Source organism: Treponema vincentii (assembly GCF_010365865.1).
Taxonomy (GTDB): Bacteria; Spirochaetota; Spirochaetia; order Treponematales; family Treponemataceae; genus Treponema.
Map to the genome: position 1 here is coordinate 1,276,831 of NZ_CP048020.1, position 13,242 is coordinate 1,290,072.

Genomic DNA, 13,242 nt, shown 5'->3' on the forward strand with positions numbered 1-13,242 from the left:
CCTCTGTAAGGTAAAGAAAACAATAACCTTGCTTTGCTATTTCAGAATTGTCGAATTATGCCGTTCCGGTTTCAGTCGTTGAAACCGATAGAAACCGGCAGCACGGCTCTGTTAGGAGTCGTTATGGGCATCTCTTAAAAGTGAAGTTTTTGAGATGCTTGACAGATATCGGCTCCTGAAGTAGCCGAGCTCAATGTAATAGGAGATGGACGTATGGGGAATAAGCTAAAGAAAAAGCGTTTTTCGTTAAGAAAAAGATTGATGCTGATTTTTGGGCTGTTAATTTTAGGAGGTTCCAGTGTTGAGGTCTTCCTTGCAATTCTCATTGCGCGTAAGGCTGTAACGGAAAAAATTGAAACCCATTTAATAGATAAGGCCGCTGATGTCGCAGAAATTATCGACGGCAGAATACAAGCGACTCTTCAATTTGTTGAGGGAGTTGCCCGTATGCCATCTCTTAGAGATACTTCTTTTTCATATTACCAAAAAGCACAGAGTCTTGTGTATGAAGCGGAGCATAACACAAGGGTTGACTATTTTAGCGTGACTGATTTACAGGGAAATCTTTATAGAGCAAATGATAGGAGACCAATTTATGTCGGCGACGAAGATTGGTTTCTAGCTGCTTCATCGGGAAAAAGTTTTGTCGCGGAACCGCGTATATCCCGCGTCTCAGATATAATGCAGATTGTCTATGCCGTTCCTATTATCGGCGATAACAATGAAGTTGTTGGTGTATTAAGTGCGGCAGTAGGAGCCAATCTCTTATCAGAAATCATTAAAGATATTGTTTTGGGAAAAAGCGGTTATTGCTATATACTCGGTTTAACGGGAAATACCATTGCGGATAAAGACATACGTTTTGTCGAAGATCAATATAATGCCTATGAGGAAGCAAAAACAGATCCGACCCAAGCGCCGCTTGCATCATTTGAACAACAAGCGCTACAGGCGCAAGCCCCGGGTATCGGGTATTATGACAGCGATGGTACTTCTGTAATTTCTTCCTATGCTAAGAGTAAGCTGTCCGGCTGGACAGTCATTATGACTGCTCCGTATAGTCAACTTATGAGTTCGGTAAATGACATGAGTTTAGTGATGGATCTTATCTGGTTAGTTATTTTTATTTCTGCACTGGGGGTCGTTTACTTTGTTGCACGTAGTATCGTAAAACCAATCCAAAAACTTGTTGCGGCGCTGAAGGATATTGCGCAGGGTGAAGGCGATTTGACGGTTCGTATGGTTGTAAGCGGTAATGACGAAGTAACGGATTTATCTGAATATTTTAATGAAACAATAGAGAAAATCAGCGTTACAATAAAATCTATCGGCACTAATAGTAATATTATGGAAGAGATCGGTACTGAACTTGCTTCGAATATGTCGGAGACCGCAAGTTCGATCAACGAGATCAGTGCAAACATAGACGGTATTCAACAACAGGTTCTGACTCAAGCTGCGAGTGTTACCGAAACTGCCGCTACGGTAGAAGAGATTATCCGTACCATTAAGCAGTTGAGCAGCAGCATCGAAACGCAGTCTGCAAGCGTTGCGCAGTCTTCGTCGTCAGTTGAGCAAATGGTTGCGAATATTACCTCGATCAGTCAGACGCTCAATAAGTCAGATACAATCGTGAAAGATCTTGTATCTGCAACGGGAGATGGAAAGGCAACGTTGGTTACATCCAATACAGTAACACAGAAGATAGCGGAAGAATCCGGATCACTTATGGAAGCGTCGAGTGTTATTCAGCACATCGCATCACAAACGAATTTACTTGCAATGAATGCTGCTATTGAAGCCGCCCATGCGGGGGAAGCAGGAAAAGGTTTTGCCGTTGTCGCCGATGAAATCCGCAAATTAGCGGAGGATTCTGCCGTACAGGGGAAAAACATTACGACAACACTTAAAATACTCAGCAGCGAAATAGAAACACTTTCAGTATCTTCTAAAACAGTAGAAGGAAAATTCAATGCTATTTTTACCCTTGCCGCCCAAGTAAAAGAGATGAGCGACCGGCTTACTGAAGCGATGCGCGAGCAGGCAAATGGCAGCAATGAAGTACTGGATGCTATTAAAAACATCAATACGGTAACGACCGAAGTCCAGTTCGGGGCAGAAGAGATGTTGAAAGGCGGAGAAGGTGTTGCGGAAGAAATGCGTAAATTGGATAATCTGACACGTGTTATAACTGACGGTATGAATGAAATGGCCTCAGGCGCAGCACAAATTAATAATGCCGTGCAGGAAGTAAACGAGATTACACAGAAGAATACGCAAAGCATTAAGGTATTGGCGAGTGAGGTCGGAAAGTTCAAAGTCTAGCTTTTCATTTAGTTTACGAATTATGACTTTATGGTATAAGAAGTTTAGTATCTTATTCAAGCACAATCTCCGGGATAGCAACGCTGAAATGTCCTTCCGGTTTTGCATTCGTTTTGAGCATCTCGGTGATACAGGATAGCGCTGCGTTGCTGTATTCATAGGCGGCAAGGCCGCAGACGTTATCGGGCAGGCAACCGAGGTCGTAGGGATTGCGTAGGGCAACGGCAATCATCGGTTTGTGCAGGCGGGCAAGGGCTTGGATCAATTTGAGCTGTCCCTGTTTGACGTGTCCGTTGTAGCTTGCTGCGGCGATACCGGTAGCCGATTTCGCCTGTGCGACTATGCGTGTTATTTCCGTATCGTCGGGGTCGATCGACGTATCGATACCGACGCCGCCGAATGCGGTTTGCATGGAGCGCGCAAAGCTGATTGAATTATCGACATCGTTTGACACATTGGTAACAATGAACGGCTGCGGGCCGGCAAAAAACGGTTTACTGCCGAGGTTGGGAAATCCACTTTCGGGAAGATGATAGCCCGTCAGCGTTTTGCGCCGGAGACTTGCAATGGTTTTTCGATATTCTTCCATCGTTTTTTCCGGCAGCGGCTGTGCGGGTTTGAATTGCTTTTTTAAACCGATAATCTTTTCGGCTGCCTGTTCGATGGTTGCTGCAGAAATCTGTTTGTCCGCACAGGCGCGCGTTACCGTTTCGATAGCGGCGCAGGCGGTCGGTATGGTGTGGGAGATAAAAATCAGTTCGATACCCGCATTGATTGCCGCCGCAGCGCTTTCCGCGGTGCCGAAGTACGTTTGCATCGCCTTCATCTCCATACAGTCACTGATAACCAACCCGTTAAATCCGAGCTTTTCTTTTAATAAATCTGTTACAATTTTTTTCGAGATGGTTGCAGGGAATTGCTCATCGATGGCGGGAAAGAGAATATGCGAGATGGTAACCGCGGGAAGCAGCCCTGATTTGATGACGTGTGCAAAGGGTGCGATTTCCATCTGTTCCAGTTCCGCTTTCGATTTATGGACAGTCGGTAACGTGAGGTGTGAATCGACTGATGTATCGCCGTGCCCGGGAAAATGCTTTGCAGCGCTGAGTACTCCTCCTGCGGTAAGACCCCGTACCGTCTGCAGCCCATAGCGGCCGACAAGGGTAGGATCATCTCCGTAGCTGCGTACTCCGATAACCGGATTACGCGGATTGGAATTAACATCCAGCACCGGCGCCAAGTCGAAGTTTACGCCGTGGGCATGGAGAATTTCTCCCGTGATTTTACCGGCGGTGTAGGCGTTCAGTTCATCGCCGGTCGCCGCCAGCGCCATTGCGCCCGGTACGTTATAGTAGTCTTCGGCAAGCCGTGAAACAGCGCCTCCTTCTTGGTCAATCGTGATGAAGGCAGGGTGTCCGGTTTCAGTGGTAATCAAAGTTTGTATATCTGTGCAGAGCGTCTTGAGTTGTGCGAGGCTTGTAATGTTATGCTTAAAGAGGATGACATTACCAACCTTGTATTTTTTTACCAATGCGATAAAGTCTTCCGGCATCTCCGTTCCCGGAAAACCGCAGGCAAACATCTGTCCGATATATTCGGTTAACATTGTGCTGTTCATCGCTGTTCCCTCCTACGAGTAGATAAAAAACGGCCTGATATGCCGGTAAAAAGCTTCCGCTTCTTTTTCAAATATGCTGCACACTTCGGCTGCGGAAGAGGCTGTCCGCAATAGGCTGTCTCCACCGAGCCGGTCTATCGACACTGAAACGTTCCCCTCCACAGGGGCCAAAAACCTGAAATCATCGGGGTAGGCGGTCTTAACGGCAAACAGGAGCGTTATGCCCGTTTTAACCGGCTCGAAGGCTTTGTGGTCGGTAATAAGGAGCTGTACGCCGTAGCATGGCAAATCTGCATACTTTGATGCGAAAGGAGTAAAACGGGCAGGTAAAAAATGCACACCGCGCAGCCCTGCGGCATTCATCGTATCGGCAAGTTTTTCCGCTTCTATGTACGGAGCGCCGATAAGGGCAAACGGATTCGCCGTACCTCTGCCTTCGGATACATTGGTTCCTTCAAATAGCGCGGTACCCGGATAGGCAAGCGTATTGTCAAAGTGCGGCAGGTTGGGGAAGGGGGGAATCCACACGCGGCCGGTTTCGGTAAAAAGCATATCGCGGTGCCAGTGTTCCATCGGCACAATGTGCAGCGGGCAGCACAGCTGTTCTTCCGTATGTACCATTCGTGCAAGTTCGGCGGCGGTTAAACCGTAGCGGATGCAAAGCGGGTACATGCCGATAAAACTTTCAAAACTTTTTTTAACGATGTTACCTTCTACTTTAACGCCGCCGAGTGGGTTAGGTCGATCGAGAACGATAACGGTTTTGCCGTGCATCGAAGCAGCTCGCATAGCAAGTATCAATGTAGAAATGTAGGTATAAAATCGGGCGCCGACATCCTGAATGTCGTACACTAAGGTATCGATATCGGTCAGCGTGTCAGGTTTGAAATCTTGCCCGTCTTGCCGGTAGAGACTGTAGAGCGGCATACCGGCAATCGATTTGTTTTCGCTATCCCACACTGTGCCGGCGTTCTCACAGCCATAAAGCCCGTGTTCCGGCGCGAAGAGGGCGCGTACTGTGTACCGTTCGGCAAGTATTTTCCATGAAGGGGTAAAATCTTTAGAAAGACCGGACAGCGAAGTGATAACACCGAGCTTTTTCCCTTTAAAGAGGAAATCGAAGTTATGTATCCGGTCTATTCCATTTAGAACCATAGTAAAACTGGTATAACTTACTGTTTTGCCTTAGTGCCGAGCTTTTCTGCAGCACGGGCATAGTCGATTTTTGCCAGCTTATAGTAGTCGGGCGGTAAATGTATTGCCATCGGTCCTTCATATTGTGCGATAATCTTTTCGAGCATAGCGTGAGCATCTTTCCACTGATGTCGTTTGATGTGCAAGTGTGCGATTTCGTATTGAGCGGCGATGCACGCGCTGTCATCATCGGCAAAGCGTTTTAGGATAGTCTCATAATAGACACGTGCAGCGCGATAGTTACCGGAATCGAAGGCTTCTTGCGCTTTTTGTGTTAAATCTGCTGCTGTTGCTTCTTCCGGTATTTCTGATTCCTTAGGAACAGTCATACACGCAAAAAGACCGAATACCATAATCATGCATCCAAGAGATGCAATACTTTTTATTTTCATATATCAACTCCTGTTAGTCGCGCAGAATAGTAATTTCGACGCGGCGGTTTTTTGCTCTGTTTTCAGCGGTGTCGTTTGGTGCAATGGGACGCGTTGCTCCGTATCCGGCGGTTTGCATTCTATTTGCCTCAATGCCGCGTTTTGCAAGCTCTTCAGCAATTTTATCAGCTCGTTGCAAAGATAGGATGCGTTGCCCTTCAGGGCGATTAAGGTCAGCAGTATGCCCTTCAATTAAGAAGTGTGTGTTTGGTCCGACTTTTTTCAACGCTTCTGCAATTATATTAAGGCGATCTGTTTCGTCCGGAAGAATTTCTGCCGAATCCGCTACGAATAGTATCTCATCGTGCATAGTAATTTTGATAACATTTTCAGGTGCTTTGACGCTGATACTTTCCGGTTCGCGGTCTAAGAAGAATTTTTCTATATCATGATACATAAAATAGAACTGTTCATCCACAAGCGGATATGTCGGAGAGACCTGCAAGGTATCTTTATCGCATACAATAACGATCTTCCCTTGGCGGAGCAGTTCGATATTTTCTTTTTTTTTTGCAAGGATCCGTTCTGCATCTTCATTGCTGATAATCGGATCGGTACGGTTATCGCCGAATACACCGCGTGCAATAATCCTTAATGGCTCCGTACCTATTCTATCTCGATATTCGCTTTCATCAAGTGTCCCTGTATACAAAACAATGCTGTGCTTTTTTGCCTGATCGGGGTCTACGATGTTTTTCTCATAAATCAGGTTCATGTTTTTATTCCATATTTTGGGGAATAAACAAGGATTGAGTTGTTCGCTGGAATACTCACCGTGTACGGGCAGTTGTCCACGAGCGTCGATTAAAATACCGGTATATACCTTACTCGCCGTACCGAAGGGAAAAAATGAAGGGGTATACGGCGCATTGTGTTTTACAAAAAAGATTGGCAAGTTCCTGCAAAGGATTTTGATGATAGATAATAGCCGTCTGTAATTCTTGCGAGAGAATAGGTGCCGTACTTTTTCCGTTATTAATGACGGTATTGATGTCGGTGAAGGAAATTTTTTCTTCCGCCAGATAGTTACCGATCCTGTGGGAAGAATCCACCAATATGGAAAGGTAAGCATTCTTTAAGAGCGAAGAACGGTTTTGTTGGATAAGCCGTATTGCCGCATTTCTATCGGTCGGCAGGTACAGTCCGCTTTTATTTAAATCTATTGTAATCTTTGAATCTACTTGAGCGGTTTCCCAGTTTTGTACTGTTTGGGATTCCATCCCTGATGGATAGCCGTAGCAGAATGCCAAAGCACATAGAACGAAAACGGTAAGGGAGACTGAATGTTTCATAGATATGTCCTCGTCATAGTATCGGCACTTTTAGGGTATTCCCTAACTTGAGGACACTATTTACCGACAGATTATTTTTCTGGGCTAGAAGTTCGACTGAAACCGAATATTTCAGCGCGAGTGACCACAGTGTGTCGCCCTGTCGGATGGTGTGCGTACCGTCGAAATTTCCCGCCTGTACGATGTTCTTGCCCGAATATGTTCCAACCGACTTTAATGCAGGAATAAGGATAGTCTTTCCTATTTTCAGTGTTTCGGGTTTAAGGCCTGTGTTGTAGTTTAAAATACTTTGGATGCTCACCCCGTAGTGGTTTGCGAGGGCATAGAGCGTGTCGCCTGATTTAATACGGTATTGATAGTATTTTATCAGCAGTTTATCGGATTGATTGAGTACTGTTTGTGCAGCCTCCGTGTATGCCGACGGAAGACGGAGCTGATATTTGATACTCGGCGGGGTGATAAAGTAACGGAGTGAAGGATTAAGTTTCCTAATAGTTTCGGAGTCAAGGCCGAGTTCCTCTGCGAGTAACCGCACATCGATTGCCCGTTTGATTTCTATCGTGGAAGTAGGCGGGTGGTCTTCGGTATTTCCCCAATCGATGTTCAGTTCTTCACTGCGAGAAAGTATTTCTGCAATGGCGAGAAATTTCGGTACATAATAGAGCGTTTCTTTTTTTAAATAACCGTGCTCTGCAAGGTACCAGTAGTCCGCCTTACCCGCCTTTTTGATAGCTGTGCGTATCGTTCCCGCTCCGCTGTTATAGGCGGCAAGTGCAAGTGGCCAGTCGTTGAATTGGCTGTAGTTCCACTTGAGCTTTTTTACCGCAGCGATGCTCGCTTTCCACGGATCGCGCCGTTCATCAACCCAATCGTCAATATGAATGTTGTATCCGCCGATACTGTTCTTCATAAACTGCCAAATCCCGACGGCACCCGATTTCGACGTAGCTGTTTCAAAAAAACCCGATTCTATGACGGGGAGAAACAGTAGTTCGGCAGGCATATTTTCGGTTTCTAACAGCTCGATAATGAAATCCCGGTACGGAGCGGAACGCTTCATTATTTTTGAAAGGTAGTTATAGCCATCGGTACTCATATACTGCTTACGAAATTTTTCGATTAATGGATGATCGTGAGGAATGAGGGTACTGTGTAAAAATGTGTTGCTTTGAAAGTTTTTGAGAAGTTGTTTATTTACATATAACTCTGTGTCCGAAACAGGCGGTTTTGATTGGATATTTGCATAGATAGGGTGAATATACAGCGCCCCTGCTATGATGCCGACGCAGAAGTACTTTATCTGTGGTTTTTTATCGGTAAAATGTATGCTCAAACTTTTTCTCCATAATAAATACCTGCCCATTCCCAGCGGCCATGAATTGTCGGATCGGCAGGGAAATTGATTTTCCTAAAGTAGAGGTACCATGTACGGACGTATTGGTTCCAACCGGAAGTCCTTAAATAAGCTTCGTAAGGCGTGGAGGACGGATCCAACTCGGAGGCAATACTGATAGCGCTGCCGTACATAAAGTCCTTTAGATTCGTATCAGGCTGCTGCTGCGTATCGGATAACTCTTGTTTCCACGACATTGCGAAGAAGTTCACCTTTGAGCGACACCGTTCCAATGTCGCATAATCTCGTGAGCGGATCGCGGTCTTGATGGTCTTTACGAGATCGTCAAGTGTATTGAACGTCCAGCTCTTTGTCGACGTACTGTAATCGACAATTTTACGCGCATAGCCGTAGCTGTCGGGAATTCCCGGAATAATAACATCAAACCGGTGCAGATTTAAAAATTGCGTATAAGCTTGGATTGCAAGCCGCCATTCCCCTTGTTTTTCATAAGCCTGCGCGAGCATAAAATATGCTTGTGCAGGATCAAACTCATTATAAAAATCGGTTAAAAGCCGCGAATAATAAACAATCGATTTTCTGGCAGTACCGACGAGCTCGATTAGATTTTTCAAACAAAGTAGGTGGATTGATTGTCCGTTTACAACCATATCGGAATAATTTTGAACGATGTATTCAAAATAATATGCAGCAATGGTATCTTCTTGGAATTCTCGATATGCTGCCGCGAGCCGTAAAAGAAAGTAGGCATTATACGGATTGTCCGGTTCTTCGTCAATAACGGATTGCAGGAATACTGTCAGTGATTTTATTTTATGTTCAGTTTGCAAATGAGAGGCAATCTTATCGATGAGGGCGAACCGTATTTGAGGCTTCTGTTCTTTTTCCAATAATTCTACCAAGGTTTTCTGTTCTTTGCGATGTTCACGTAAACCGGTATACAGATAATCGAATCGGTTGTGAGAACAAGAACACAATAGAGCACAGATGTACAATATAAAACAACCGAACAGAGACTTTTTAAACCGTACCACGGGAGGCATACTATCACAGTCAGTGTATATTGACAAGACTCCGCTTGCCTTGACAGTCCGTTTTTTATTTACTACCATTATATCACTACTATGCAATCGGATGCTTTCAGATTTCAGGCACAAGAAGATTTTTCCAGAGCACGCAATAAAGCATGGATCAATGAGATGCAGAATATTATGCATCCCGATAAAAAACGGCTCCTTTCCTTAAACGACGTAAAAAAAATTTTAAAACCTAAGAATGAGGTATACATCGGGCTCAAAACTGTTCCGATTAAAAAAATAGTCGGCAGCGAGGGACGTTATAACGATTTTGACAATCATTTTTTACCCCGTTCAAATGAATTGAAGCAGCGGTGGGTGAATATCGATCAGGCTCATTTATCCGACATTGTTTTGCCGCCCATTCAGCTGTACGAACTTGGCGGGTTGTACTTTGTGCGTGACGGGAATCACCGTGTGTCGGTGGCGAAGACGCAGGGCGTTGAGTTTATCGATGCCGAAGTGATCTCGCTGCAAAGCGAGGTGCAGCTGCCGCCGGATGTCAGGCTGGACACGCTGCTCGATGCGGTTATCCGTTACGAGAAACGGGTGTTTTACAACGAAACACATTTCGGCGATCTAACCGATTATTGGGATTTGGACTTTACCGCAACCGGCCGCTACGATGTTATCTATAATCATATCCTTGTACATAAGTATTATATGAACGAGCAGCAGCATACCGAAATCGACTTTAACGATGCGCTGGTTTCTTGGTATAAAACGGTGTATCTTCCGGTTATCGCTGTGATAGACAAATATACGCTGCTTTCCGATTTTAAAGACCGGACGAAGAGCGATATTTATGTCTGGATTGTCAAGCATTGGGATAGGCTCAAGCAAAAGAACGGTAACGATTTCAGTCTTGATGAAGCTGCGTTGGATTTTGTTGCATTAGAGAAAACGGCCAAGTTTCAAGAACCTTCGGTGTTTTCAAAGTTTAAAGCAAAAGTTTTGAAGCTTTTAAAAAAATAGCAACGGTGGGGTAATCGCCGCATTGCTTGCGGTTTTCTGTAAAGGCAGGGAAGGCAGATTGATGATAAAAGACGGATTGATGCGGTATGTGCAGTTGTTCATGGCTTTTTTTAAGATAGGGCTTTTTACCTTCGGAGGCGGCATGAGTATGCTGCCGATGCTGCAAAGGGAATTGGTAGAATCGAAGCAGTGGCTAACTGAGGAAGAAATTCTGAATTACTTTGCGATAGGGCAGTGTACGCCGGGAATTATTGCGGTGAATGTTGCGACGTTCTGCGGGTATAAACGTGCCGGTCTTTCGGGGGCGATTGTAAGCACGATAGGGATTGTGTGTCCTTCGTGGATTGTCATTACGCTGATAGCCGGTTCCATCTCTCGCTTTTCCGATATTGTATGGATACAACGCGCGATGAAAGGCGTTTATGTCGCTGTAGCAGCCCTGCTTGCCCGTGCGGTTTTTACTTTCGGCAAAAAGATTATTACGGACTTTGTTACCGCAGGGATTGCCGTCGGTGCCTTTCTCGCGATGTCCGTGTGGAATATTTCCGGTATCTTGATAGTGCTTGCCGCGGGTATTATCGGGTTTTGTGCACAGATTATCCGAAACGGCAAAAGAGCTTCCGGTCGCCGTAAGGAGGATAAAGAATGAGTTTGCTCGGTTTATTTTTCCTTTTTATGTATATCGGCCTTTCGACCATCGGCGGCGGACTGGTTGCCGTCAGTTTGATGCAGCAGGAGTTGGTAGCCCGCTCAATTATCAGTTCGGAACAGTTTATTGCAATGATAGCCGTTTCGGAGTCGACGCCGGGTCCGATCGGTATTAACATGGCGACCTATATCGGGTACGAGCTGTATGGTATTTGGGGCAGCCTTGTGTTGACAACAGGGATTGTGCTGCCGTCGCTGATTGTCATTGTGTTAATTGCCCGCTTTGCCCAATCGTTTCAAAATGCGGCGCCGGTTAAGAACACCATGTATGGGCTGCGGGCGGGAGCTGCGGGGATGATTGCCGCTGCCGCATGGAACGTGCTTGCGGTTGCAGTATTTACATTGCCCGCCTTTCACGCTTCGCGACAATGGACGGAATTGGTTGACTGGAAAGCTGCAGCCGTCTTTTGCCTTTTCTTGCTTGTACAAATACTGTTTAAGCGGCTGCATCCCATCTTTTTAATTCTTGCCGGAGCTGTTGTCGGCCTTGTATTGTTTTAAAAAACAATTCGGCGCTTATTTTACGGTGCCGATAATTTCGGACATTGCGCCGAGGTCGGCGGTTTCAAACCGGTCTTCGGGCGGGTAAAGGGCGCCGCCGTAGTAGATGGCGGGGTTCTTTGCCGTCGAAGGTTCGGCAACGGCTTTTAACGCTGCAAAGTGGATCTGATTGACGCCGGTACCTTTTACGAGCTTCGCCGCATTTTTCTTTGTAATGCCGCCACCGGGTAGAATTTCTATGCGGCCTTTTGCGTGCTTAACCATCGCAGCGATCAGTTCCATGCCTTCGTAGGCGGTCGGTTCCTGTCCGCTGGTGAGCACGCGGGTAAAGCCGAGATCAATCAAAATATCGAGCGTTTTAAAGGGATCGGGTACGACATCGATAGCACGGTGGAATACCTTTTCTTTATCGCCTGCAATTTTGATGAGCGCTTCGCACCGCTTTTCGTCTATCGTTCCATTCTTTTTTAAAAATCCGAATACGATACCGTCAGCTCCGTTGTCGATAAACAGTTTTGCATCTTCTTTCATTGTCTTAAATTCGGATGCGGTGTACAAAAAACCTGCAGCGCGGGGGCGAACCATCGTCATCACTTTGAGGTTGGTCTCTTTTTTAACGAGGAGAAGGGTGCCGAGCGAGGGGGTTAGCCCTCCCAAAAACAATGAAGAATTCAATTCAATTCTTGCGGCGCCGGCTTTTTCGGCTGCAATTGCATCATCGAGCGAGCCTGCGCAAATTTCAATGGTAATAGTGCTTTTCATTCCATAATTATAGGATACCCCTTATGAAAGGTCAACGATGTATTTCGCACAGTAAAGCAGGAAATCGCTTAAAATATTTATAATGCGGAATCCCTGTGTATTTCTCCGGTCTTTCTTAAAAAATATATTATTTCGTTGTAAAAACATCGGATATTGATTATGATAGCAAAACCGTTAAGTGGGAACTTCTAAAAACTTCAGGTTTTAGAGGTGCCCAAGAAGACAATAGAAGGAAAACCGGTATGAAACAATTCATCAATCTTATCCGATCGATCGTATCCGATATGAGACTTCTGGGGAAACCGTTTATCAACTATACTCTTGCCTATATAGGTTTGGCAGTTGTTTCAAATGCGCTGTCTCTGTTTAACAGTTCAAATCAGGCTGTAAACTCTCTTATAACTCTTTTAATTCTTGCCGTAGCTGTTTTGCAAACAGCCGCTATTATCTATTTCCAACGCGCATATATAAAACAACAGATAGGGAATGTCGTTTTCAATTCCATTTTTGCCGTAATTCTACGCCTCTATTTTATCTATTTTATTCAGTTGATTATTATCATCATACCGGTTACTGCGGTTATGATGATTCTCCGTTCGGTACGACCGGAAGCATCTGCCGCATTCTCCGATATGGATTGGGTAGGCAGAGGGTTGGTCTTTATATTTCTGTTATACTGGTTCAGCCGGTTAGTATTTGTACCGACTATTTTGGTTTATAAAAAAGAGAGCATGAAGATGAAGCTCATTATTGCCGAAAGTAAGGCTATATTCCGGAAAAATTTTTTTGTCGTTCTTCCGTTTTTTCTCATACTGTTTGCCACCGCCTTTTATGCCGGTTTTACTATTATGGACAATCCGCAGTATACACCGTCATTAGCACGGGTTATCTTTTTAACGTGTAATGCATATATTTCTTCAATTCTCTATTGTAAACTGGTCATTAACTACCAGCTGCACATGGCAAGCAAGTACTTGCCCCAAACAAGCAGTGCGCAGGAGTAAAC

General features: G+C 45.2%; 13 protein-coding genes. 5 read left to right on the forward strand and 8 right to left on the reverse strand.

What is annotated here, in order from left to right:
- Positions 1-213 precede the first annotated feature (213 nt).
- Positions 214-2,325, forward strand: a complete 2,112-nt coding sequence (locus tag GWP43_RS06045) for a methyl-accepting chemotaxis protein (protein ID WP_162663413.1) — start codon at positions 214-216, stop codon at positions 2,323-2,325.
- Between the two features lie 52 nt (positions 2,326-2,377).
- Here GWP43_RS06045 and GWP43_RS06050 read toward each other — a convergent pair whose 3' ends face one another.
- The 7 genes from GWP43_RS06050 to GWP43_RS06075 are packed head-to-tail and all read right to left on the reverse strand — an operon-like array spanning position 2,378 to position 9,257.
- Positions 2,378-3,943, reverse strand: coding sequence for a glycoside hydrolase family 3 protein (locus GWP43_RS06050; RefSeq protein ID WP_162663414.1), 1,566 nt, complete (start codon positions 3,941-3,943; stop codon positions 2,378-2,380).
- Between the two features lie 12 nt (positions 3,944-3,955).
- Positions 3,956-5,098: an exo-beta-N-acetylmuramidase NamZ family protein gene (locus GWP43_RS06055; RefSeq protein ID WP_162663415.1), complete on the reverse strand. Its 1,143-nt coding sequence runs from the start codon at positions 5,096-5,098 to the stop codon at positions 3,956-3,958.
- Between the two features lie 17 nt (positions 5,099-5,115).
- A complete protein-coding gene (locus GWP43_RS06060) occupies positions 5,116-5,529 on the reverse strand; it encodes a tetratricopeptide repeat protein (protein WP_162663416.1) in 414 nt (137 codons plus the stop codon).
- Positions 5,530-5,542: 13 nt separating this feature from the next.
- The gene (locus GWP43_RS06065) at positions 5,543-6,463 is read right to left on the reverse strand and encodes an OmpA family protein (RefSeq protein ID WP_230978099.1); all 921 of its coding nucleotides are present in this window, start codon (positions 6,461-6,463) and stop codon (positions 5,543-5,545) included.
- Positions 6,393-6,860: a hypothetical protein gene (locus GWP43_RS14740; RefSeq protein WP_230978100.1), complete on the reverse strand. Its 468-nt coding sequence runs from the start codon at positions 6,858-6,860 to the stop codon at positions 6,393-6,395. Before GWP43_RS14740 ends, GWP43_RS06065 begins: the two co-directional genes overlap by 71 nt.
- Before the next feature lie 13 nt (positions 6,861-6,873).
- Positions 6,874-8,193 carry a lytic transglycosylase domain-containing protein gene (locus tag GWP43_RS06070; RefSeq protein ID WP_162663417.1) on the reverse strand — a complete coding sequence of 440 codons (1,320 nt, stop codon included), beginning with the start codon at positions 8,191-8,193 and terminating at the stop codon, positions 6,874-6,876.
- On the reverse strand, positions 8,190-9,257 hold the full coding sequence (locus GWP43_RS06075) for a tetratricopeptide repeat protein (RefSeq protein WP_162664767.1): 1,068 nt from the start codon (positions 9,255-9,257) through the stop codon (positions 8,190-8,192). Before GWP43_RS06075 ends, GWP43_RS06070 begins: the two co-directional genes overlap by 4 nt.
- Positions 9,258-9,338: 81 nt before the next feature.
- Here GWP43_RS06075 and GWP43_RS06080 point away from each other — a divergent pair, with 81 nt between their 5' ends.
- From GWP43_RS06080 to GWP43_RS06090, 3 genes are all read left to right on the forward strand, one after another.
- Positions 9,339-10,265, forward strand: coding sequence for a transcriptional regulator (locus tag GWP43_RS06080; RefSeq protein ID WP_162663418.1), 927 nt, complete (start codon positions 9,339-9,341; stop codon positions 10,263-10,265).
- A 61-nt stretch (positions 10,266-10,326) separates the two neighbouring features.
- Positions 10,327-10,914: a chromate transporter gene (locus tag GWP43_RS06085; RefSeq protein WP_203232449.1), complete on the forward strand. Its 588-nt coding sequence runs from the start codon at positions 10,327-10,329 to the stop codon at positions 10,912-10,914.
- Positions 10,911-11,474, forward strand: coding sequence for a chromate transporter (locus GWP43_RS06090; protein WP_162663419.1), 564 nt, complete (start codon positions 10,911-10,913; stop codon positions 11,472-11,474). Before GWP43_RS06085 ends, GWP43_RS06090 begins: the two co-directional genes overlap by 4 nt.
- Before the next feature lie 15 nt (positions 11,475-11,489).
- Here the strand turns inward: GWP43_RS06090 and GWP43_RS06095 are convergent, their stop codons facing one another.
- On the reverse strand, positions 11,490-12,236 hold the full coding sequence (locus tag GWP43_RS06095; protein ID WP_162663420.1) for a copper homeostasis protein CutC: 747 nt from the start codon (positions 12,234-12,236) through the stop codon (positions 11,490-11,492).
- Positions 12,237-12,478: 242 nt separating this feature from the next.
- On the opposite strand from GWP43_RS06095, the gene GWP43_RS06100 reads away from it, so the two are divergent.
- Entirely contained in the window at positions 12,479-13,240 is a 762-nt protein-coding gene (locus tag GWP43_RS06100; protein ID WP_162663421.1) for a hypothetical protein, read from the forward strand.
- The last annotated feature ends 2 nt before the right edge of the window (positions 13,241-13,242 follow it).

Coding starts and splice junctions, on each gene's coding strand:
- GWP43_RS06045 (WP_162663413.1), top strand. CDS start 214: ATGGGGAATAAGCTAAAGAAAAAGCGTTTTTCGTTAAGAAAAAGATTG.
- GWP43_RS06050 (WP_162663414.1), bottom strand. CDS start 3,943: ATGAACAGCACAATGTTAACCGAATATATCGGACAGATGTTTGCCTGC.
- GWP43_RS06055 (WP_162663415.1), bottom strand. CDS start 5,098: ATGGTTCTAAATGGAATAGACCGGATACATAACTTCGATTTCCTCTTT.
- GWP43_RS06060 (WP_162663416.1), bottom strand. CDS start 5,529: ATGAAAATAAAAAGTATTGCATCTCTTGGATGCATGATTATGGTATTC.
- GWP43_RS14740 (WP_230978100.1), bottom strand. CDS start 6,860: ATGAAACATTCAGTCTCCCTTACCGTTTTCGTTCTATGTGCTTTGGCA.
- GWP43_RS06075 (WP_162664767.1), bottom strand. CDS start 9,257: ATGCCTCCCGTGGTACGGTTTAAAAAGTCTCTGTTCGGTTGTTTTATA.
- GWP43_RS06080 (WP_162663418.1), top strand. CDS start 9,339: ATGCAATCGGATGCTTTCAGATTTCAGGCACAAGAAGATTTTTCCAGA.
- GWP43_RS06085 (WP_203232449.1), top strand. CDS start 10,327: ATGATAAAAGACGGATTGATGCGGTATGTGCAGTTGTTCATGGCTTTT.
- GWP43_RS06090 (WP_162663419.1), top strand. CDS start 10,911: ATGAGTTTGCTCGGTTTATTTTTCCTTTTTATGTATATCGGCCTTTCG.
- GWP43_RS06095 (WP_162663420.1), bottom strand. CDS start 12,236: ATGAAAAGCACTATTACCATTGAAATTTGCGCAGGCTCGCTCGATGAT.
- GWP43_RS06100 (WP_162663421.1), top strand. CDS start 12,479: ATGAAACAATTCATCAATCTTATCCGATCGATCGTATCCGATATGAGA.